This is a genomic window from Cryobacterium sp. M23 (genome assembly GCF_002929655.1).
Lineage (GTDB): Bacteria > Actinomycetota > Actinomycetes > Actinomycetales > Microbacteriaceae > Cryobacterium > Cryobacterium sandaracinum.
Window position 1 is genome coordinate 1 of record NZ_PJJV01000039.1, and the last position, 19,160, is coordinate 19,160.

Annotated in this window: 25 protein-coding genes; 13 read left to right on the forward strand and 12 right to left on the reverse strand. The window is 63.2% G+C overall.

All coding sequences use genetic code 11. The features are described from left to right. Positions 1-230: 230 nt before the first annotated feature. On the forward strand, positions 231-860 hold the full coding sequence (locus tag CXY82_RS01025; RefSeq protein ID WP_233199099.1) for a bifunctional 2-polyprenyl-6-hydroxyphenol methylase/3-demethylubiquinol 3-O-methyltransferase UbiG: 630 nt from the start codon (positions 231-233) through the stop codon (positions 858-860). A 176-nt stretch (positions 861-1,036) separates the two neighbouring features. On the opposite strand, the gene CXY82_RS01030 is transcribed toward CXY82_RS01025, so the two are convergent. Next, positions 1,037-1,996, reverse strand: a complete 960-nt coding sequence (locus tag CXY82_RS01030) for a YafY family protein (protein ID WP_104169297.1) — start codon at positions 1,994-1,996, stop codon at positions 1,037-1,039. 88 nt (positions 1,997-2,084) lie between these two features. On the opposite strand from CXY82_RS01030, the gene CXY82_RS01035 reads away from it, so the two are divergent. Both CXY82_RS01035 and CXY82_RS01040 read left to right on the forward strand, forming a co-directional pair. Continuing rightward, entirely contained in the window at positions 2,085-2,450 is a 366-nt protein-coding gene (locus CXY82_RS01035; protein WP_104169298.1) for a VOC family protein, read from the forward strand. A gap of 638 nt (positions 2,451-3,088) precedes the next feature. Then, positions 3,089-3,433, forward strand: a complete 345-nt coding sequence (locus CXY82_RS01040) for a PRC-barrel domain-containing protein (RefSeq protein WP_255408556.1) — start codon at positions 3,089-3,091, stop codon at positions 3,431-3,433. Between the two features lie 142 nt (positions 3,434-3,575). Here the strand turns inward: CXY82_RS01040 and CXY82_RS01045 are convergent, their stop codons facing one another. From CXY82_RS01045 to CXY82_RS01055, 3 genes are read right to left on the reverse strand one after another with little or no spacing between them, the layout of a single operon-like run. Then, complete coding sequence (locus CXY82_RS01045) at positions 3,576-3,893, reverse strand: hypothetical protein (RefSeq protein ID WP_104169300.1); 318 nt, start codon at positions 3,891-3,893, stop codon at positions 3,576-3,578. Positions 3,894-3,900: 7 nt separating this feature from the next. Then, complete coding sequence (locus CXY82_RS01050) at positions 3,901-4,299, reverse strand: hypothetical protein (protein WP_146069011.1); 399 nt, start codon at positions 4,297-4,299, stop codon at positions 3,901-3,903. After that, a complete protein-coding gene (locus tag CXY82_RS01055) occupies positions 4,296-4,655 on the reverse strand; it encodes a hypothetical protein (RefSeq protein ID WP_104169302.1) in 360 nt (119 codons plus the stop codon). The genes CXY82_RS01050 and CXY82_RS01055 overlap by 4 nt, the downstream gene beginning before the upstream one ends. A gap of 308 nt (positions 4,656-4,963) precedes the next feature. Here CXY82_RS01055 and CXY82_RS01060 point away from each other — a divergent pair, with 308 nt between their 5' ends. Further along, positions 4,964-5,146: a hypothetical protein gene (locus CXY82_RS01060; RefSeq protein WP_104131159.1), complete on the forward strand. Its 183-nt coding sequence runs from the start codon at positions 4,964-4,966 to the stop codon at positions 5,144-5,146. Between the two features lie 9 nt (positions 5,147-5,155). Beyond that, a complete protein-coding gene (locus CXY82_RS01065; RefSeq protein ID WP_104131160.1) occupies positions 5,156-5,731 on the forward strand; it encodes a hypothetical protein in 576 nt (191 codons plus the stop codon). Between the two features lie 601 nt (positions 5,732-6,332). Here the strand turns inward: CXY82_RS01065 and CXY82_RS01075 are convergent. Then, positions 6,333-6,599 (reverse strand): Rho termination factor N-terminal domain-containing protein, encoded by a 267-nt coding sequence (locus CXY82_RS01075; RefSeq protein ID WP_104169303.1) that lies wholly within the window; start codon positions 6,597-6,599, stop codon positions 6,333-6,335. Between the two features lie 75 nt (positions 6,600-6,674). Between CXY82_RS01075 and CXY82_RS01080 the strand changes: the two genes are divergently transcribed. The 4 genes from CXY82_RS01080 (at position 6,675) to CXY82_RS18440 (ending at position 10,434) form a co-directional block, all read left to right on the forward strand. Then, complete coding sequence (locus CXY82_RS01080; protein WP_092325317.1) at positions 6,675-7,553, forward strand: SDR family oxidoreductase; 879 nt, start codon at positions 6,675-6,677, stop codon at positions 7,551-7,553. 231 nt (positions 7,554-7,784) lie between these two features. Beyond that, positions 7,785-9,032 (forward strand): NAD(P)/FAD-dependent oxidoreductase, encoded by a 1,248-nt coding sequence (locus CXY82_RS01085; protein ID WP_104169304.1) that lies wholly within the window; start codon positions 7,785-7,787, stop codon positions 9,030-9,032. Positions 9,033-9,189: 157 nt separating this feature from the next. Then, complete coding sequence (locus tag CXY82_RS01090) at positions 9,190-9,534, forward strand: hypothetical protein (protein WP_146067714.1); 345 nt, start codon at positions 9,190-9,192, stop codon at positions 9,532-9,534. 582 nt (positions 9,535-10,116) lie between these two features. Then, complete coding sequence (locus CXY82_RS18440; protein WP_104169306.1) at positions 10,117-10,434, forward strand: phosphatase PAP2 family protein; 318 nt, start codon at positions 10,117-10,119, stop codon at positions 10,432-10,434. A 121-nt stretch (positions 10,435-10,555) separates the two neighbouring features. On the opposite strand, the gene CXY82_RS01100 is transcribed toward CXY82_RS18440, so the two are convergent. The 3 genes from CXY82_RS01100 to CXY82_RS01105 form a co-directional block, all read right to left on the reverse strand. Further along, positions 10,556-11,050: a DUF305 domain-containing protein gene (locus tag CXY82_RS01100; protein ID WP_104169307.1), complete on the reverse strand. Its 495-nt coding sequence runs from the start codon at positions 11,048-11,050 to the stop codon at positions 10,556-10,558. A 142-nt stretch (positions 11,051-11,192) separates the two neighbouring features. After that, positions 11,193-11,363, reverse strand: coding sequence for a hypothetical protein (locus tag CXY82_RS17180; RefSeq protein ID WP_158252081.1), 171 nt, complete (start codon positions 11,361-11,363; stop codon positions 11,193-11,195). Further along, the gene (locus CXY82_RS01105) at positions 11,360-11,563 is read right to left on the reverse strand and encodes a hypothetical protein (RefSeq protein ID WP_104169308.1); all 204 of its coding nucleotides are present in this window, start codon (positions 11,561-11,563) and stop codon (positions 11,360-11,362) included. The genes CXY82_RS17180 and CXY82_RS01105 overlap by 4 nt, the downstream gene beginning before the upstream one ends. A gap of 186 nt (positions 11,564-11,749) precedes the next feature. Between CXY82_RS01105 and CXY82_RS01110 the strand changes: the two genes are divergently transcribed. The 3 genes from CXY82_RS01110 to CXY82_RS01120 all read left to right on the forward strand — a co-directional run bounded on the left by CXY82_RS01110 (position 11,750) and on the right by CXY82_RS01120 (position 13,122). Next, positions 11,750-11,947 (forward strand): antitoxin VbhA family protein, encoded by a 198-nt coding sequence (locus CXY82_RS01110; protein WP_104169309.1) that lies wholly within the window; start codon positions 11,750-11,752, stop codon positions 11,945-11,947. A gap of 228 nt (positions 11,948-12,175) precedes the next feature. Next, on the forward strand, positions 12,176-12,547 hold the full coding sequence (locus CXY82_RS17735; RefSeq protein WP_233194203.1) for a Fic family protein: 372 nt from the start codon (positions 12,176-12,178) through the stop codon (positions 12,545-12,547). Beyond that, positions 12,544-13,122, forward strand: coding sequence for a recombinase family protein (locus CXY82_RS01120; protein ID WP_104169310.1), 579 nt, complete (start codon positions 12,544-12,546; stop codon positions 13,120-13,122). Before CXY82_RS17735 ends, CXY82_RS01120 begins: the two co-directional genes overlap by 4 nt. On the opposite strand, the gene CXY82_RS01125 is transcribed toward CXY82_RS01120, so the two are convergent. The 4 genes from CXY82_RS01125 to CXY82_RS01140 all read right to left on the reverse strand — a co-directional run bounded on the left by CXY82_RS01125 (position 13,119) and on the right by CXY82_RS01140 (position 17,211). Beyond that, positions 13,119-13,898 (reverse strand): hypothetical protein, encoded by a 780-nt coding sequence (locus CXY82_RS01125; RefSeq protein ID WP_104169311.1) that lies wholly within the window; start codon positions 13,896-13,898, stop codon positions 13,119-13,121. The two genes, CXY82_RS01120 and CXY82_RS01125, sit on opposite strands and share 4 nt — an antisense overlap. A 772-nt stretch (positions 13,899-14,670) precedes the next feature. Next, positions 14,671-14,835, reverse strand: a complete 165-nt coding sequence (locus CXY82_RS17465) for a hypothetical protein (RefSeq protein WP_199180835.1) — start codon at positions 14,833-14,835, stop codon at positions 14,671-14,673. An 849-nt stretch (positions 14,836-15,684) separates the two neighbouring features. Then, positions 15,685-16,434 (reverse strand): SDR family NAD(P)-dependent oxidoreductase, encoded by a 750-nt coding sequence (locus CXY82_RS01135; protein ID WP_199180836.1) that lies wholly within the window; start codon positions 16,432-16,434, stop codon positions 15,685-15,687. Between the two features lie 393 nt (positions 16,435-16,827). Next, the gene (locus CXY82_RS01140; protein WP_104169314.1) at positions 16,828-17,211 is read right to left on the reverse strand and encodes a hypothetical protein; all 384 of its coding nucleotides are present in this window, start codon (positions 17,209-17,211) and stop codon (positions 16,828-16,830) included. 296 nt (positions 17,212-17,507) lie between these two features. On the opposite strand from CXY82_RS01140, the gene mobF reads away from it, so the two are divergent. Next, a partial coding sequence (gene mobF / locus CXY82_RS01145; RefSeq protein ID WP_158252102.1) for a MobF family relaxase occupies positions 17,508-19,160 on the forward strand: 1,653 nt, incomplete at its 3' end.

The window sequence follows — 19,160 nt, forward strand, 5'->3', positions numbered from 1 at the left end:
ATATTGATCACCTTCCATACTGGTCGGTGGTCCTGTTTTCAATCGGCGTTAATGGTCCTGTTTTCGGTCGGCGTTAACACGGGTCCGCGATTCTCCGCGGCGCCTGTCATTTTCCATACTCGTCTGCACAAATTTCCGCACTCGTTTGCACAACTCATCCACACCGACGTCGACCCATGCTGTCGTCCCGTATGGGGAACGGCTTCCGGGCTTCTCCTAGACTCGGTCCCGTGACTGGCAATGTGGTTCGGGATGCATACGCCGGTCGGGCGGAGGAATACACGGCACTGCTCGGATCGATAGCTAACACGCACGAATCGGATCAGCGGCTTGTCGCCCAGTGGGCGCGTGACCTGCGGGGCGCGGTCATCGACGCGGGGTGCGGTCCTGGACATTGGACCGATTTCCTCAAGAAGCGTGGTGTCGATGCGGAGGGTATCGATCACGTTCAAGCGTTCATCGGGCAAGCAAGAAAAAGATTTCCGACGGTCCCGTTCCGAGTCGCGTCACTGGGCGATCTCGAGGTCCGAGACGGATACGCAGCTGCAATTCTTGCGTGGTACTCCGTTATCCACCTTTCCCCGGGTGACTTGCCAGCGGTTTTGCGCGAGTTCGCCCGCTGTATTGCCCCTGGAGGCAGCCTCCTCCTCGGATTCTTCGAGGGCGACACCGTCGAGCCGTTTCCGCACGCCGTTACGACCGCCTACTTCTGGCCTATCGGTGAGATGAGCACGCAGCTCGAGGCCACAGGGTTTCACGTTCACGCGGTGAACACCCGAACCGATCCGGGCAAGCGGTCCCACGCCGCGATCATCGCCCATCGAATCGATGGTTCAGCGCCCTCAGAAGTTCCGTGCTAGCCACAAGCTCCGATGCCGATTCGTCCAAGGAACTTCAAAGGTCTAAATCTAAACAGCCTGTGTCATAAGCCGAACGCTCTGCGGGACGCGTACGGCTCCACGTGTCGGACTCACGTTTGGCGCAAACCCAGAATCGATGCCACAGAGGAGGGGTGGTTTGGGGCTCTGCTGCCGGATTAGCCTTGGTACAGGTCTGCCATGGCAGTGGCAACGTCCCGCATAACAGCCCGCGCCTCCGGCGGACTCGTGACGCGGAGGTGGGCACCGAATTGCAACAGTTGACGCACGGACTCCACCTGGTCGTAGATCACGGTGATCTCGACTTGTTCGGCATCAGCGGGCTTACTGCTGGCGAGTCGAGAGCCTAGAATCCGTCGAGCGAGGTCAAGCCTGTCCTTCGACAGCGTTGCCATAATTGTGATGCCTCCCCGATTCTCTACCGCCGCACTCAAATCACGGCTGACACTGGCGAGCGTTGCGTTCGGTCGAAGGCGCCGAACCTCTGGCAGGACATCCCAGCCCTCTAATCTTTGGAGCGAGTACAGCCTAGGCACGCGGTCGACGTCGGCTACCAAGTACCAACGGCCGGCCTTCGCCAGAAGACCGTACGGGTCAACGGCGTGCCATGAGGCACCCCGTTCGGCACTTCTCCGATAATGAATCCGCAAACGCCTGCCCGACTCCAGGTTTCTGGCAAGTTCGGCGACGCCGGCGACGCCGGCGACGATTGGCATCGGGCTAAACCATGGAGAGTTGTCGACCACAATCAATTCGGACAACGGCAGTTCCGACTGGCGGCCCAGAGGGCGGCGGGACGCGATCTTCCTTTGGGCGCTGCGCGTCAGTGAATCGATGCCGAGTTGGCGAGCTTGCCCAGGGTCCAAACCCAGCAGCTTCAGCGCACCGACCTCAGCGGGACTGAGTTTGGACACATCCAGCTGTGACCCTGGAAGCAGAACTACGCCTCCATATCGGCCTCGCTCGGCAAACACCGGTACATCTGCTTCCGCCAAAGCCATGACGTCGCGCAGTACCGTCCGGACCGACACTCCCAACTCCTCTGCCAGCTCAAGCGCGGTCATGTGGTGGCGCGTCTGGAGCAGCAACATCATCGAAAGCAGGCGTTGGGACTTCATCTCATTAGTATCGACGGATACCAGACAAGATCTGTCATGTATTGATGAAAGGCTTGGCGTAGCCGAGAACGTCAACCAAGGAGATCCCATGGCAACGCCAAACCTGTTCCTCATCTATGTCACCGATGTCGAGCGCTCCACCCGCTTCTACAGTGACCTTTTCGAGATAGAACCTGTCACCGTTACCCCGCGTTATGTCCCGTTCGAGGTAGCCCCGGGCGTGCTCTTCGCCTTGTGGTCTGGCCGCGGCGACACCGTCACGACGGCGACGCTGCGAACCAGCGAGTTGGGGCTCATGCTGCCGGGGTCAGCATCCGCAGTCGATGACTGCTTCACCGCGTGGACGGCCAAGGGGGCCACTGTCATCGAAGAGCCGCACGAAGACGTCTTCGGGCGCACATTCGTGGTCGCCGACCCGGATGGCAACCTCATTCGTGTCTCCCCGATCGACTGAAACGGAGTACAACGGCAGGCTCCATTGAGCAATTCTGTCCCTGGAAGGCTCGAAGCCCTGACCGGACCGGTCGCCCGGCCCGGCGCGGGTGCACGCGTGAAGTGTCGCCATCTCAACTATTGGCATGCTGGGTGACAGACGCCGCCTGTTCCGGAGGGATGTCCCGAAAGGGGAACGGTTATCGGGGCAACTCATCAGTCAGGTCGAAGTTCATTTGAACACGCGGGCCGTACCCAAGTCCTCGCTGTTGCTCCGCTACTAACAGATTTCGAAGAAAATCAGAATCGGGACCACGCTCGATAAAACCACAGCTCAAGTAGAAGGGGGCGTTCCATGGAACGTCCGCGAACGTTCGCAGGGTGACCCGTTTGCATCCGCGCAGTCTTGATTCGCTCTTGACTGCTTCNTCCGCGGTGCGCCGCTGACGGCCTGACCGATAGCTGCTCGAGATGACCGCTGCCAGGGACTTCGAGGACGTGGGCAAACCCGATCGGGTCCGATCCTGGAATGTCGCTGGCTACGAGGATGAAGCCACTCTGCTGTGATGGCTTCGTATAAGAAGGAGCAGGCCGCCAGCCGACTATCGAGAACACGGTCGCAGTGAGACCGATCAGACGGTTGCCGACCGCGAGGAGGACATTCGCGGACGTGACGTCAGAGATAGAAACGGCGACGACCTCGGCAAGGTCAAGGATCTGCTGATCGACGGCACTGAGCGTCGGGTGCGGTTCCTCGACGTGGCCTCGGGAGGGTTTCTGGGCATCGGCCAGGACATGACTCTCATCCCGGTCGACGCCATCACCGCCATCACGGAGGACGAGGTGCGGATCGGCCAGACCCGCGAGAACGTCGCCGACGCCCCTGCCTACGACCCGGAACTGGTCCGAGAACGCGACACCTACGGCGGCGTTCTGGGCTACTACGGGTACGGGCCATTCTGGGGTTCGGACTATCGGTACCCCGACTATCCGCACTACCGCTAGGCATCCACCGGGGGGTTGCTTCCCTGGGTTGGCGGGCGTAGCGTCAAAAGTGCGAACGAGGTGAAAACCACGATTCGCACAGAAGGGCTCCAGTGGTCACGATCACCGGAGCCTTTCGCCATGTTTGACGAAACCTCGCTGGCTAGTCGAGTGTTGCCGCACTCGCCACGACAGTTGCGGTGACGACCGCGGTCGCCGCGATCGTCAGCGTTGCCGCGGCCAGGAGCATGAGCCGGCGCCGGCCGGCGGGGATGACGATCCGAGCGACGATCATCGCAATGTAGAGAGTGGCTACCGCTATGGCGCCGGTCAGCGCAACGCCTGGCGGTGGGAGCTGCGTCATCGGCATCAGGACTGCAAGAGACACGCCTGTGAAGATGCCGCCGACGATGAGCCAAATCCGTCCGGTCGAGGTGGTCAGAGCTGGCTGACTTCTGATTCTGGTGGGATCTGTGGTCATGGGTGGATCATCCCCCCGGGTTGATGAGAAGGGCAAAGATCGCGGCGCCCGTCCCGCCGAGGTAGAGGACCACTCCAGCGCGGATGCAGAAGGACTTCTGACGGTCCGCTTCCTCCAGGCTGGAACCCAACACGGGGCACCCGGCCCAGGCCAACGAGGCAATGCCAACGACGATGGCGGTGGCACCGACCCACCACACCACGGCCAGCACGGGTGTCGAGTCGCTGGGATGCCATCCGGCAGCAAGCATCCCACCCAGCGGCACGGTTGTCGCGATGATGGTGGCTGCGAACCAGATGGCCCCCGTGAAGTCGATACGCCGCAGCTCCGAAGTCGGGCTGGAGACGTTCTCTGGTGACGACTGCCGATCGGGTTCGGCAGTATCCGGGCGCACCCCTACGGTCACTTTTGGGGAGCCTTTTCGTCGATCGAGGTAAGCAGCTTCTTGAGCGCGGTCTTGATCGTGGGATGGTCATATTGGCCCGCTCGGCTTTCACCAGAGATGACGGCGCACCGGTGGAGCTTCTTGAAGTCGCCGTAAGGAAACAGGTAACGACCTCGGGTGCCCTCGGTCTGGTCGGTGTCTTCGCCGAGATGCCATTTTGCGTACTCGGCCATCCCGTGCTTGTCGATGAAGGTGTTGTTCTCATCGGTGCTGGGAGCGTGCTCGCTCCAGTCGTCCCGATCGTCATGAGTGATCTCGCCGCGACGCAGCAACCCCTTCGCGTGGGAGAGGGCTTCCTGATTCAGTTTCACGGACATCCCGATCCTTTCGTCACCTCCGGTCTACGACGATGCTGCCGCGCAGTCAACGGGGTTGCCGACATCCGGCTAGCCGACCGTCATGCCGGGCAGCCGCCTCGAGGAGCCGGTACAGGGCCGCGGATCGTGTGATTCGATGGGTGCCAGTTCGAAACCTGATCTGTCGATCGAGCCTCGACAGGACCCGACACGCGCAGAGACCACTCGCCGAGAGCGAATGGTCAAGCGGGTTGCGGGGCGCCAGCCGTGACGTGAGCTTTATGGAACAAGGCGAACGCCTTGGCCTCACTCCCGGAAGGAAAGTACTGATGACAGATCCGACAATCAACACACCTGGCGGCATCGAGGACGACTTCCCCATCACCGAGGAACCAACTCGCGACGGGGACATCGCCACCGGAGTCAAAGGCGTTCCCGACCAAGATCGTCTCGTCGAGGCAGACGAAGATCTCCAGCCCGACGAGGACGCCACGATCGTGAACGACGGATAGCAGCTACTCATGCACAGTTCGGAAGTACTGGCCGACTGGCCAGACGAATCGCGGGAGGCCGCGCAGTTGGTTGTCGACAAGTACGGTGAACCGCACGAGTCGACCGCTACCCAGCTGACCTGGTTCGCGGTAGGAGAGTGGAAGCGGGTCGTGGCGACGAAAGCATTCTGGGAACACCGGTTTCCAGCACCGCACTACGACTCCGTCGAATCGATCATCGACTACCGGGTGGCCCCGGACCTGTTCAGCGCACTCGCCCAATTCGACGGCAGCGTGGTTGCGCGCCGCACAATGGGCGAACTCTCGGCCACCTGCCACGACGAGGAAGCCAATCGGCTCGCCCTGAACCTCGCGCACGACCTCATCTCTGGTGATCGCGACGTGCCGGATGCCCGCGCCTACTATTCGAAAGAGTTCACCGATGCCCGGCGGAAAGCACCCACTCCGTACATGCAGAAACTGCACTTCACTCCGCAATCGCCCAACCCGGATCCAGATGTACCTACGATCGACGAAGAGGAACTACGCGACGCCGAGGAAGAAGGGCACCCTTCCGCCGGCTCGACAAGCGACCCGCCACCTTAAATGCTGTCACTAGGTGGACAGGCATAAACACGGGAACCAGAGAAACGGCAGTTCGAACCCGCCCTGTAGTATCTAATGCACCGCGAGGTCTGGGGCCGTGTGGGTGAGTTGATCTACGGGCCTGCGCCCGAGCGGATCACGATTGGCGAACGCACTCTCACCCACATCAAGCTTGTTACGCTAGCGAAGCTGCGACGGGGCGAGGCTTTCGCACTCAACTTAACGTTCGACGCCTCGACAGGTGGCGGACGAACCACCGTGTGGTTATCGCCCAACACCTTCATTCAGTTCAGGTTCGATGGCAGCCGCAGACCTGCTGTGAACCGGTCATGGACCGACCAGCTCATGATGTCCGCGAACTCGCCCGAGGGCCTCAGCGTGACCAATGAGCCGACGGACAACTCGTCAGAGCCCGCAAACCCGCCCACTGGCGTAATCACAGTCCCACGCCCGAATCCCTGAAGAACGGACGCACTGACCACGCCTGAAGATTAGTCGGGCGGGTCAGTTTCGTCGGGCGGGTCGGAGGGGCCGCCGGAGGCAGTGTCCTCCTCCGTCTCCGGGGCGTGGTCGGTCGAGGGCCCGTCGTCGTTGCGCTTCATCAGTGGTTGCGCAGCGAGCTAATGAGGTCGGACTTGTTCTTGCCGGAGTAGCCGTGCAGGCCGAACTCTTTGGCGCGTTTGCGCAACTCGGGCACGGTCATATCCTCGTAGTCGCCAGCCTTGCCCCCGCGCCGCGAGACCGCCTTCTGCCCGTCGCGGGCGGCCGCGTTGCTGACGCGGGCGGCTTTCTCCTTGCTGGCCCCATCGTCGCGGAGATCCTCGTAGAGCTTTGGATTCTTGAGACTTCTGTTCCGTTCACCTGGCATGTTTGCGACGCTACGCCGTTGTCAAGGTCGTGCAAGGGGCTTGATTTTGCATCCCATCAGTGAGTGGCTAGAGGTATGGCTGCGCTCATCGACCCCCGCTCCCGCTACAAGTCCGACGGCTTCCCGAAGCAGGAACAGGAGCAGCCCGGGCTCACCGATCGAACCGATCCGTTGCCAGACCACGGCGAGTCTAGCTACCAGGGCTCGGGCCGACTTGAGGGCCGTCGCGCGCTCATCACAGGGGGCGACTCCGGCATTGGACGGGCGGTGGCGATCGCGTTCGCGCGCGAGGGCGCCGACGTCGCGATCGTCCACCTGCCTGAGGAGCAGCACGACGCGGACGAGACCCTCCGCCTCGTCACCGAGGCCGGGCGCGTGGCCGCCTCGATCCCGGGCGACGTGCAGGAGGAGGGCTTCTGCCGTAGCGTCGTCGACCAGACGGTGGAGGCGCTCGGCGGTCTCGACATCGTCGTGCTCAACGCCGCGTACCAGAAGAACCGGGACGGGCTCGAGACGATTCCGACCGAGGAGTTCGACCGCGTCTTCCGCACCAACCTTTACTCGATGATGTGGATCGCCGGGGCAGCGATCCCGCATCTCCAGCCCGGCGCGTCGATCATCTCGACCACGTCGATCCAGGCATTCAACCCGTCCTCGGCGCTCATCGACTACGCGATGACAAAAGCGGCGCAGGTCGCGTTCACGAAGGCACTCGCCGAGCAACTCGGCCCGAAGGGCATCCGTGTGAACGCGGTGGCGCCCGGACCGATCTGGACCCCGCTCATCCCCGCCACCGGCTGGCCCGAAAAGCTGCCGACCTTCGGGCAAGACACCCCACTTGGCCGCGCCGGCCAGCCCGCGGAACTCGCCCCTGCCTACGTGCTGCTCGCCTCCGACGAGGGATCGTACATCTCCGGCGCGGTCCTGCCGGTCACCGGCGGCAAGGGCCTCTAGGCCGTGTTGAATAAGTCGGTGTTGATCCAGATCAACGTGGCGGCGAGCGCATGAGCCCCCGTTGGGGCGGCGGCTACGGCATGCCCAGGCTGGCGTGCAAACGCTGCGTGGGCCACGTATCGTGGGCAGCGTAACTAGGACCAGGAGCCTCACCGGGTTCCTCCGAGGCGACGCACGCCTCCGCCGCGAGTTCGAGTCGCGGTGCGGCGCAAGGGGAATGGAGCGGCTGACATGAGCACCGAGCACGGCATCGTAATCGTCGGAGGCGGGCTCGCGGGGGCCCGGGCGGCCGAGGGCGCGCGCACGGCGGGCTACGAAGGACCCGTGCGCATCATCGCGGCCGAGGACGCGATGCCCTACATCCGTCCGCCGCTGTCGAAGGAGTTCCTCATCGGCACGGGCACCCGCGACGCCATCGACGTGCATCCCGCCGACTGGTACGGCGAGCATCGGGTCCAGGTGTTCCGCGGCATCCGCGCGACGGCGCTCGACCTGTCGGCGCACCGGGTGCGGCTCGACGACGGCCGAAACCTTGGCTACGACCGCCTCCTGCTCGCGACCGGCTCTGCCCCGCGACGGTGGCCGGGCGCCGGTGCCGACCTCAAGGGCGTGCACGTGCTGCGCACGATCGACGACTCGCTCGCGTTGCGCGAGTTGTTCGAGCCGGGCGGTCGCCGCATCGTGCTCATCGGGGCGGGCTGGATCGGGCTGGAGGTCGCCGCCGCAGCGCGCGGGTATGGCAATGAGGTGGCGGTCGTTGCGCCCGGGGCGGTGCCGCTCGAGGCGGCGATCGGGTCGACGGCAGGAGAGGTGTTCGCGCGGTTGCACCGCGAGCACGGCGTCGACTTGCGCCTGTCCACGAAGGTCGAGGGGATCGTCGGCGACGGCGGCCGGGCGACCGGCGTCGCGGTCGAGGGCGATCAGGTCGTGCCGGCCGACGCGGTCGTGGTCGGCATCGGCGCCGTCCCGCTAACCGGGCTCGCCGAGGCGGCCGGCATCGACGTCGAGAACGGAGTCACGACGGATGCCGGGTTCCGCACGAGCGCCGACGATGTCTACGCTGTCGGCGACGTCGCGAGCGTCTACCAGCCGTTCCTCGGCCAGCACCTCCGCACCGAGCACTGGGCGACGGCCGAGAACCAGGGGCCGGCGGCGGGCCGGTCGATGGCGGGGGAGGCGATCGAGTTCGACGAGCCGCCCTACTTCTACACCGACCAGTACGATCTGGGCATGGAGTTCTCGGGCTACGGCCCCCTGATGGCGGGCGTCGAGCCGGTGTTCCGCGGCGACGTGCCCGGGCGCGAGTTCATCGCGTTCTGGCTCGCCGGCGACCGGGTCGTCGCGGGGATGAACGTCAACGTCTGGGACGTCAACGAGCAGGTGCAGCAGTTCATCCGCTCCCGCGCCCGCGTCGACGTCGACCGGCTCGTCGACCCGGCGGTGCCGCTCGACGTCGTGCTGGCCGAAGCCACCGCATGAGCCGCTCCGTGGGAGCCGCGGCTCGCTGCGCGGGCGGTGGGTCGCAATCACATCCGCCTGGAGGCTTGCAAGACGGCAACCGACGGGTTTGAGTAGACCGATGGGTGCGCGCGATGGGGAATCAGGCGAGCCAAGCTCGCCAATGGATGACAGATTCATGGTGGATCGAATTCGCCCTGAACCGCCTGTGTTCGTGAAGGTATCGGATCGAGACCTCGTTACCCTCGCCGATGTGCTGTGCCGTTCGCTCGAGTTCCACTCGATGCTGGTGGCGTCGAAAGTGATGGGCGAGGTTGGTGCGCGTGATCTCTGGCCGGCCGTCATTGAGCGACGAGCTCATTCGCTCCGGCTGTCCGCACCGGGTGCTGACGAAGACGATATGTACCGGATCGCTGCGGAGCAGATCCAGTGCTTTCGCGACGACCACTTCCCCGTCGAGCCGGAGTACGGCGACGACCCAACTGAGGCTGCACGCCGGTGGAACGGTTGTATCGCGTTCTGAGAGCGGAGCAGGTCTGCCCTTCGCGTACGGCGCGAACGACGCCGAGACCGACGACGATGGCGTCGAAGACACCAGCGACGACGTCGGCGGCGTGGTCGTCGAGGACGGCGTCCAGGACTAAGCGGGACCGTGGGCTGGCTCGCACCCGCGAGCCAGCCCACATTCGCGCCAGCACAGAGCCCCTCGAAAAGAGCAACACTATGAGTCGGTCGCCTCGGGCATTCAGGGGAGTGCCACCCATCGGCGCGTTCATCGGCGCGCTCGGCATGGCAGCCGTCGTGGTGAGCGGAGTCGCCATGCGATCTATCTGGCAGGGTCGTCCGACCCCGCCGGACATGTGGTGGCACGACCTGGTGGCCGGGCATCGAATCGCCCCTGCCGAAGCTGCCGCGCAGTTCCTCAACACGTTCGGCGGTACCCTCTCCATGACTGCGGTGACCACCACCATCGTCGTGGCGCTCCTGATCACCCGGCGATGGCGCGAGAGTCTCACCATCGGTCTTACAGTTGCTCTCGCATCAGGGTTATCCACGGTGCTGAAAATCGTGATCGCACGCCCGCGACCTCCCGACGGAGTAGTGGATGTCGGATCGAACTCTTTTCCGTCGGGCCACACCACGACAGCGGCCGCTTATTACCGTCGCCATTGCTATTGCATTCCCGCATCTGTGGACGTGGGCCCTTGCCGTGGTCTGGGTAGTCACCATGGCGTTAAGCAGGACCTACTTGCTGGTGCATTGGCCCACGGACGTGCTCGCCGGTGCGATTCTTGGCGCCGCGACGGCACTGCTTGTCTCCGCCACGGTCACCGCTCATGCACAAGGACACCCACCATCACTCCCAGCACGACTGCTCTCAAAATCAAAGGTCCCAGCCAGAATGGAAACCCCAATCTCGTGACGAAGCATCCCTGACCACTTCCGCACTATCTTGTTCAACCGGGTACTCGAAGTCACCTCAATTGAAGAGCACCGCCGTCACTCCCGCCGTTGAGATCGAACGCGGCGGGCGATAGCCCGATTTAGTCCAGGCGGTCTCGGATCTGCTCCATCTGTTCAATCTCGGAGCGCTGCCCTCCGCTGATTTCCTCGCAAAGCGCGACCAGCTCTGGGTCGCTCAGGGCGGCTTCGCGGCACATGAGGATGGCGCCGGAGTGGTGCGGGATCATGGAGTCGATGAACTGGCGGTCGTCGATGAGTGCCTGTGCGCGGGTTGCCCCGAACGAGCCGACCGCGAGAATAGCGAATATCACCACCATCGCCAGGTTGGCCTTCTTATTCGAGTACATACTGCGCATGGCTAGCAGCATGATGATCCCCATGGGCGCCCACATGGTGACCGTCATGTAGAACATGTTGAGGTTGTTCCGGAAGTCGCCCCACCCGTCGATCATGGTGAACATGGCGGCGTACATAACGACGAAGCTCAGGGCCATCATGATCCAGAACAGCAGGTATGGCCGCGAATGCCCGCCATGCTCGCGGCCGGCCATCTGCACGTGCGGTGTATCGGACATCGGTCTAGCTCCTCTGGTCGCAATCGAATTCCACTGTTAGTCAGCCTCGCGCAGGGCCTGCATCCAGACCACCCCACCGGGCTCGGAGCCTCTGCAGGCCGGTGGTTGGTTCACGCCGACCATCGCATGGCCCAGGCGGCGTTCATGTGTGCACCGCGAGGACGGTCCAGGTTGCACCGGCGTCGTCGGTGATGGCGATCCCGCGGTCGGCCTCCCGCTCGCGGACCTCGAGCAGGAGCACCAGAAGAAGCCACGCCAGCGCGATCAACGCGAGCAGCGCGACCACGATGATCCCGATCACCAACCAGATCACTGCTGTCTCCTCAATTCGTAGACTACATCGCTGTGCAGGGTGAACGTCTTTGTGACGGCGAACCCCTCGCTGCGGAGCATGGCGAGGTCGTAGTCGTCGACCTTCGTCGTGCCGGGCACGCGGTACTCCGTCAGCCAGACCGTGGAGAGGTCGGCGAGCCTGCCCGCGACCTGGTCGGTCGGATAGGCCTCCAGCCGCATCCTGCATGTGCAGTGTGCGCGAAAACGATCGTTTCTGAGCAGCTCTGATGATCCGAACGGGAGCCGCGGAATCGTGGGGGAGTGGCCTGCTCAAAACTCGTTGCCGAAATCAAAGCTGCCGAAACCGCTCTGCCACGGTTTTTGAGCAGTTCCGGTAAGCTGGGAGGAGACTTCAGGAAGGCACGGATGAGCGTCGTATCGACGGCAAGGGCGGCTGAGCAGGCTGCCCGGGAGCGTGCGGTCGAGGATGCGATTCACAGCGGTGAAATGGAAGGCCTCAGCGTCAGTCACGCCTTCGAGAGCGATGCCGCCGAATACGCGCGGGGAGCGATCGACGTCGATGAGTTCGGCCGCCGCGTGCGTGCACGCAACGGCGTTGCCTGAGTTCGCGGACCCTTATCTCGATCCCGAGACCGGGATCCTTCGCAATCTCGTTGGTGCGACGAGCAAGGGTGTCCTCGACGCCAGGGAGGCGGAGCTCACAACCTTCCGTGCCGTTGAGCTGGCTGAGCGGCCGGTGAGGATCACGGGAGATCTTCGACAGTTGGCGGAGATTCATCGGCGGGTTTTCAGGATGCCTACCAATGGGCGGGACAACTGCGCACCGTCGACATGCGCAAGGGCTCCGACGCGTCGGCCGAGTTCTTCATGGCCGTGTCGCGTCTGGAGAGCGGCGCTGGCTTCGCCTTCGGGGAGCTTGCAGAGCATAAGCGGCTGCGCGGGTTGGGCAGGGGTCAGTTCGTGGCCAGGCTGGCCTACCACTATGACCAGGTCAACTACCTGCATCCGTTTCGAGAGGGCAACGGTCGCACGCAGCGGATCTTCTGGTCCCAGATCTCAGAGCAGGGGGGCTACCTCCTCGACTGGCGCCCGGTGACCGGCAAGGTCAATGACCACGCCTGCCGGGACGCGATGGAGCAGCAGGACCTCTCTGGTCTCGTAGCGATGTTCGAGCAGGTCGTTGGAGCTGGAGACGGATCGTGACGGTCGTCGGATATACGCGGGTGTCGACGCAGGATCAGAACCTGCACTCGCAAACGGACGCCCTCACCGCTGCCGGCGCCGAGCAGATCTTCACGGACAAAATGTCGGGCGAGAAGGCCGCACGGCCTGGTCTGGATGACTGCCTCAAGTACCTTCGCGCCGACGATGTGCTGCTGGTCTACAGCACCGATCGGCTGGGTCGTTCGATGACCGACCTGGTGATGATCGTGGGGGAGTTGCACCGCCGGAACATTCAGTTCCGCTCGTTAACGGAACCGTTCGACACGACTACTGCCGGCGGGGAGTTGTTCTTCCACATCTGTGCGGCGTTCGCGCAGATGAACGGGCGCATCATTTCCGAGCGCACAACAGCAGGCCTCGCAGCTGCGAAGGCCCGCGGCCGCGTCGGCGGCCGACCCACCGTCATGACGCCCGATCGGATCGCTTTCGCCCAGCAGATGCGCGCCGACGGCGCCACCTGGCAGACGATCGCCGCCACTCTGCAGGTGGGAAGTGCCAGTGTCCTCCGCGCGCTGACGGGTGCTCCTGAGAACGTGCCGGCGCGGTTGACTTAGCGGCCAGGTCGATCGTGTGATTGTCGTTTCAGGTCGATGTAGTCAGACATCGGGGCCCCTGAGCGGGCTGCGTGCTGGGCAATGATTGGGCCGCTGTATCCGAGAAGGTCGATGAGCGTTCGGGCGTCAACCTGGCGGGCGAGGTCCTGCAGCGTTGTGTTCCTAGCTCTCTGAGGGTCGATGCCGAGCACCGGCAATCTGTCACCCAGAGTCTTGTGGTGGATGTGCTGGCCAGCACGGAAGCCGGGGAACAGCCACTCGGTGCCGGTGTTCGCGGTCTGCTGGTTGCCGCGCTTGGAGAGGTGTTCCCAGAACAGGGGTGCGATCAACTCCGGGATCGATGTGGGGTTGACGCCCAGCCTGATCATCATGCCGTCTGGAGGTCTCTCGACACGGTCGACAGTGAGGGCCACGACCTTGACCAGCGGGTGCGCCAAGAGGAGGAAGATCAGCCCGGCAACTCGGGTGGAGAGGGCTACCTGCTGGAAATCCAGGCAGTTGCGCACGAGCTCGATCCGCTGGTCCTGGGTGAGCATCGGGATGGATTTGGCGGCTCTGTGCGGCGCGGTGATCGTCTTTTGACGCGCCCGTCCGGGACTGAGCCAGTGCACAAAGTTGCGGATGTGTTTTCGTGTGCTCGTGCCCTCTGCGAGGTACTCATCGACGTGCGCCTGGCGAAGTCCAGCAACGACGGTACCGTGTTCCTCGAGCAGCCAACGCAGGAACTTGCCGGCCTCGGTGATCTCCTGCTTCGCCGATTGAGTCGCCGTGTTCATGTTTTCGGCACCGGCATCAAGTTTCCGGCGGAGATTCTTTAGGTGGTGCCAACGGGCGAATTGCTCGATCGGACGGTGAACGTCTGGCCACTGTTTGAGTTCGGTAAGGCGTGTCTCAAGCCACCGCTCGAACTGGGCGAAAGGCAAGCTGGCTCGCTACCTTGATCGCGGGGTGGCTCAGAGATACGGTGACTCTTTTTGACGGTACGCAGCCCCTCGGTGTTCGTTTCACCTCCAAGCACGGGCACCCTGCCGGCGGCACCGGAACGTGCTGGGCGTATTGGACGCGTGCGACCGACGCAGGGTTGGACGAGCCGATCGAAATAGCCGACGAGATCGCCATCGCCGAGCGCGACGCGGACTTGAAAACGGCACAGGCGTTCTGCAAGATCCAAACCCGCTGACAACCGAAATCAGAAACGCCAACTGTCACGGGCTGGCAATCGCGCAGGACTTCACCTGTCTCGTCGCGCGGCTGGGTACCCGGACGCGCCCGATGGATGAAACGCATAGTTACGAGAGTCGCTGCTGGCCGTCATAGCTTGGAGATTAACTGTCTCGTGTCTAGGTATCCATGGCGTGCGAGACGGAAACTACGACTCTGCGATGCGTTTTTGCGCTTGTGTGTCAACGGGGGCAACGTGACGGTTCGTTGAGCAGGAGCGCCGCGGCCTATTGGCGGTGCGGGTGTGTGCGGTTAGGGTTCCCAAGTGACCCAGCATCGGCACGATCGGCTGTTGCGTGCATTGGCCCAGATCTGTCTCGTTGGTCGTTACACGTTTCGACGTCCTGAAACCATTCGAATCAGGAATGCGATCACGGCGAGAACCAACAACACCACGCCGACCCATAGCAGAAAGTTAAGGGACTGCACAAAGCCCCCGGTGATCAAGAGCACAATCGCAATAATGGCCACAATTACAAACAGGATGTTCATCGTTCTACTCTCCCTCGTCCACTGCGCTTCTACTGGTCTCTACTGGGTCACCATACATCCCGAGGACGCACCGGAAAAGTTTTCGGTCACCTCATCCCGATCACGGCGCCTAAATTTGAGTGGCGTGAGCTCTAATTGCTGGAGTCCTGCTACGCGGCGGAGGACGCTATCGCTGATTCCAAACGGTCGAACGTGAGGTTCTGGTGCGGCACCTCAATATTGAGGACTTCGAAAGTCGAACCGTAGCGGTGGATGTACCCGAGTACCTTCTCGGGTGAACGCGCGTTTTGCCGCCGGTCACCTACACGCCACTCGTGGTCCGAAAGAGGACGCACTTCGAGGTCTTCTGCCGTAAACGGTTCATGACTGTGATTCACCGTTAAATCTCCTTCGTGTTGAACAATTCGTCGAACTTGGTCGATGTTCCGCCCGACCTTAGGGTGACTTGGGAAGAGCGGGCAGCGGTACCATCCGCCGCAAGCTCATCCAGATCTCGGCCCGGATCTCCACCTCGGCCAGACGGATCGTGCTGCACCTGCCGAAGGATTGGTCCTGGAAAACCGGATGGTCGGCGCTGTTCGCGTCAGTTTGCGGCCCACCAACCCTGATAGTTCGAACGCCACCATGCGGAATCCGCGTTGGTTTCGTCAGGGGTCGGTCCTCAGTCGCGCTATGAGCGTGACCAACTTCATGGCTGGCTTATCGCGGACCTGATGGCCGTCAGCGCGCGTACTGGTGTCCAGTGGTGGGGGCCGGAGAGTCTTGCTTCCATCTGGTTCCTCGCTGCGGCTCTCCAATGGAGTGTGGGCGGGAGCGTTGGCGCGTCCCGCCCACTCGTGGGGCCGGTGGTCAGCGCGCCGAGTACCCGCCATCGACGAGGTGGTAGCTGCCGGTGATGAAACTAGCGTTTTGTGACAGCAGGAATATGACTAGGTCGGCGACCTCATCCGCCGTTCCGAGCCGGCCGATTGGGTGCAGGCCAACGAGTCCGTCGTACGTTTCTTTCGGCAGGGTGCTGAGCAGTGGAGTGTCGATGTAACCGGGGCCAACGGCGTTGATGCGGATGCCTTTGGTTGCGTACTCGAGGGCGGCCGCCTTTGTCAGTCCGACGACGGCATGTTTTGCTGCGACGTACGATGAGGCGTTGAGTTCACCGTTGGTGCCGAGGATGGACGAGACGTTCACGATGGACCCACCGCCCGATTTTTCGATGGCGGGGATTTCGTAGCGCAGGCTGTAGAGGACGCCGTTCAGATTGACGTTTATGACCTTGTCCCAATCGGAAAGGTCGAGTTCGCCGACGGGGGCCGGGGCCGGGGCGATTCCCGCGTTGTTCACCGCGAGGTGAAGTGCGCCGTATGTGTCGATCGCGAACTGTACGGCAGCATCCGCTTGTGTCGGAACGGTCGTGTCCTGCGCGACTGCTGCGGAGGAGTGCCCCGCCGCCGTGATGTCCTCGGCTACCTTCAGCGCGGCGTCGAGCCTGAGGTCACTGACCACGACCGATGCGCCCGCCGCGGCCAGCTTTCGTGAAATGGCCGCTCCGATGCCGGAACCGCCGCCCGTGACGAGTGCCACTTTCCCCTGAAAATCAGTCATCGAATTATCTCCCTCGTTGCTTGCCTGAGCCATTCACTCGCCACCCTACTCGGGGCCAGCTCACCGAGGCCTACGAGGGCTCATTTCGATTCGTCCTGCCTCGAGGGGTATGCGCACCGGGTCGCGTTCACCTGCATAGGTCTCAACGTCGGTTATGCGAAGGCCACCGTGTTGTCGTTATCGATGTGTGGTCCCATGCAGAGGGGACCCGACGACATTCTCTGCGTCTGGACACCGGACACTAAACAACCTCGGCCGATCCGTCCAAGAAGTCCTCACCATCGCCGACGCCCTCTCGGTCAACCGTGTGTAGGGCACCGGGATCGTACCGAATATTCGCGAACGCACTCTCTTCTATTCAGACCGATTTCAGAGTCTCCCGCCCACTGTGACCTATGAAACTGCCGAGACCGTCTCTCTCCCGTTCGTGTCTTCCCGCCGAATTTCCTCCGCATTTGTGCGGAGCTTCTTGACGTCGCGGGTGGGGATCCCGAGACGGTCGGCGACCTCACCGCGAGGCGTGCCGAGTGCGAGCATGGAGGCGATCACGGCGTCAGCGTTGGCCCGTGCAGCCGCGCTCCGTTTAGCTGCACGCTCACGTACCGCGGACATTTCCTTCTGTGCGGACGCCTCGATTTCTTCGAGGGAGTCGGTGGCAACAAAGTAGTCGGTGGCGAGTTGTTCGAGCTTGTCTTGCTTCGCACGGAACTCGGCTGCTTTCGCGCGCGCGCAAGTGCGAGCGGCAGTCTGCTTTGCGGACTTGCGAACGTCGGCCATGATGATCCTTTTCAGTGTATGAACCTCCATTATGCAGGCACGCCCGATGGGCGCAGGGCAGCCGGGCCACCCAAGATCGGGCGGCCCGGCCCACGTGCACAAGCCTCTCGGTTTCGCCACATCGACCGCCCGTTCGTCGTCGCCTTTCGTACCCCACAGCTCCTTCTCACTCCTGCAGTCTCCGCGTCGAAACCGCACAATCTTTTCGATCGTGGCCAACCCCTGTTCCTCATTCTTCGTCTCTCGTTTTGTTTCACCTCTGGCATTAGTAATAGACGAGGTAAAGTGAGCGGGTGATGACTATGCATATCCTCTCTGCGGGAGACGGGTATGTGTACTACACCAACGAGGTCGCGACCGGTGATGCGAAGCGCGAGAGCGGCCGTGAGCTGGGCGATTACTACACCGAGGATGGCAACCCTCCCGGTGTCTGGGTCGGCGGGGGACTGGCCGCACTCGGCGTCTCCGGTGTCGTCACGGAGGAGCAGATGAAAGCCCTCTACGGTGAGGGTTTGCACCCCGACGCCGAACGCATCCTCACCGAAGCGCAAGCGCAGGGCAAGACCGTGGGCGAGGCAACGAAGGCAGCTAAGCTCGGCCGCTCGTACTACGGATATAGCACCGACGGCACAGACCTGTCGGCGAAGATCGCCGTCGGCTACACCGACTTCACCAAGGTGAATGGGCGCGAGCCGGGCGTCGCCGACCGCCGCGCGATCCGCACACGTGAGGGTGACCGGGCGTTCCACGACGCGAAGGGACGGCCGCCCGCGGACAAAGAAGAGCTGGGCCGGTTCATTACCGCGGCGACGCGTCCGACGCAGCAGGCTGTCGCCGGTTTCGACCTGGTCTTTTCGCCCGCGAAGAGCGTGTCCGTGCTGTGGGGTCTCGGCGACGAGGACACCAGGAAGACGATTGAGGATGCGCAGGCGGTCGCGATTTTGGACACGGTGTCGTACCTGGAGCGGGAAGCGATCGCGACGCGTGCGGGCACGAACGGGGTCGCACAGATCGACGTTGAGGGTGGGCTGGTGGCGACGCGGTTCCGTCACTATGACTCTAGGAATGGTGACCCGCAGTTGCACGATCACCTGGTCGTGGCGAACAAGGTCAAGGGTGTCGATGGGAAGTGGCGCACGATCGATTCCAAGCTTCTTCACCGTCAGGGTGTGGCCGCGTCCGAGTTCTACAACCAACGTGTCATGGACGAAGTCACCACTCGCCTCGGCCTGGCCACGGAGCTGCGTGAGGTCACCCCGGGCAAGCGGCCCGTGGTCGAGATCGCCGGTGTTGACGAGCGCCTCACTGGGGCGTTCTCGACCCGGTCTGCGGACATCAAGAAGGTCGTCGGCCAGCTCGAGAAGGACTACCGGGCCGCCCACGGGCGCAGCCCGGACGCGGTCGCCCGGATCAAGCTCGCCCAGCAGGCCACCCTTGAGACTCGCCCCGCGAAAGCCCACGCCCGCTCCCTCGCCGGCCTCCGCGCCGAGTGGGCGACCAAAGGCACCAAACGCGTCGGCGCCGTCACTGTCACCAACCTCCTCAAGGACGCCCGCGCCGCAGCACCCGCCATGGGCAGCAGGCCGGGGGAGCCGCGTGTGGTGGATGTGGACCGTGCTGCACGTGAGGTTGTGGCGACGGTGTCGGAGCATCACGCGGTCTGGGGTCCGCACATGATCGAGGCCGAAGCGCGCCGCTGGGTCCAGAAAGAAACCAGCCTCGGCCCCGTACCCGAAGGCACGGTCGAGCTGATCACCCGGCGCGCACTGGACACGGACTCGATCGCCGTGACCCCGCCAGCCCCGCACGGTTCCTTCGAACCCCTGACCCGCCGGGACGGGTCCAGCATCTACGAGCACAAGGGCCGTATGCTCTTCACCTCCACCAGCCTCCTCGCCGCCGAAGATACGTTGTTGGACGCCGGCCGCACCCGCACGATCGCCCCCATC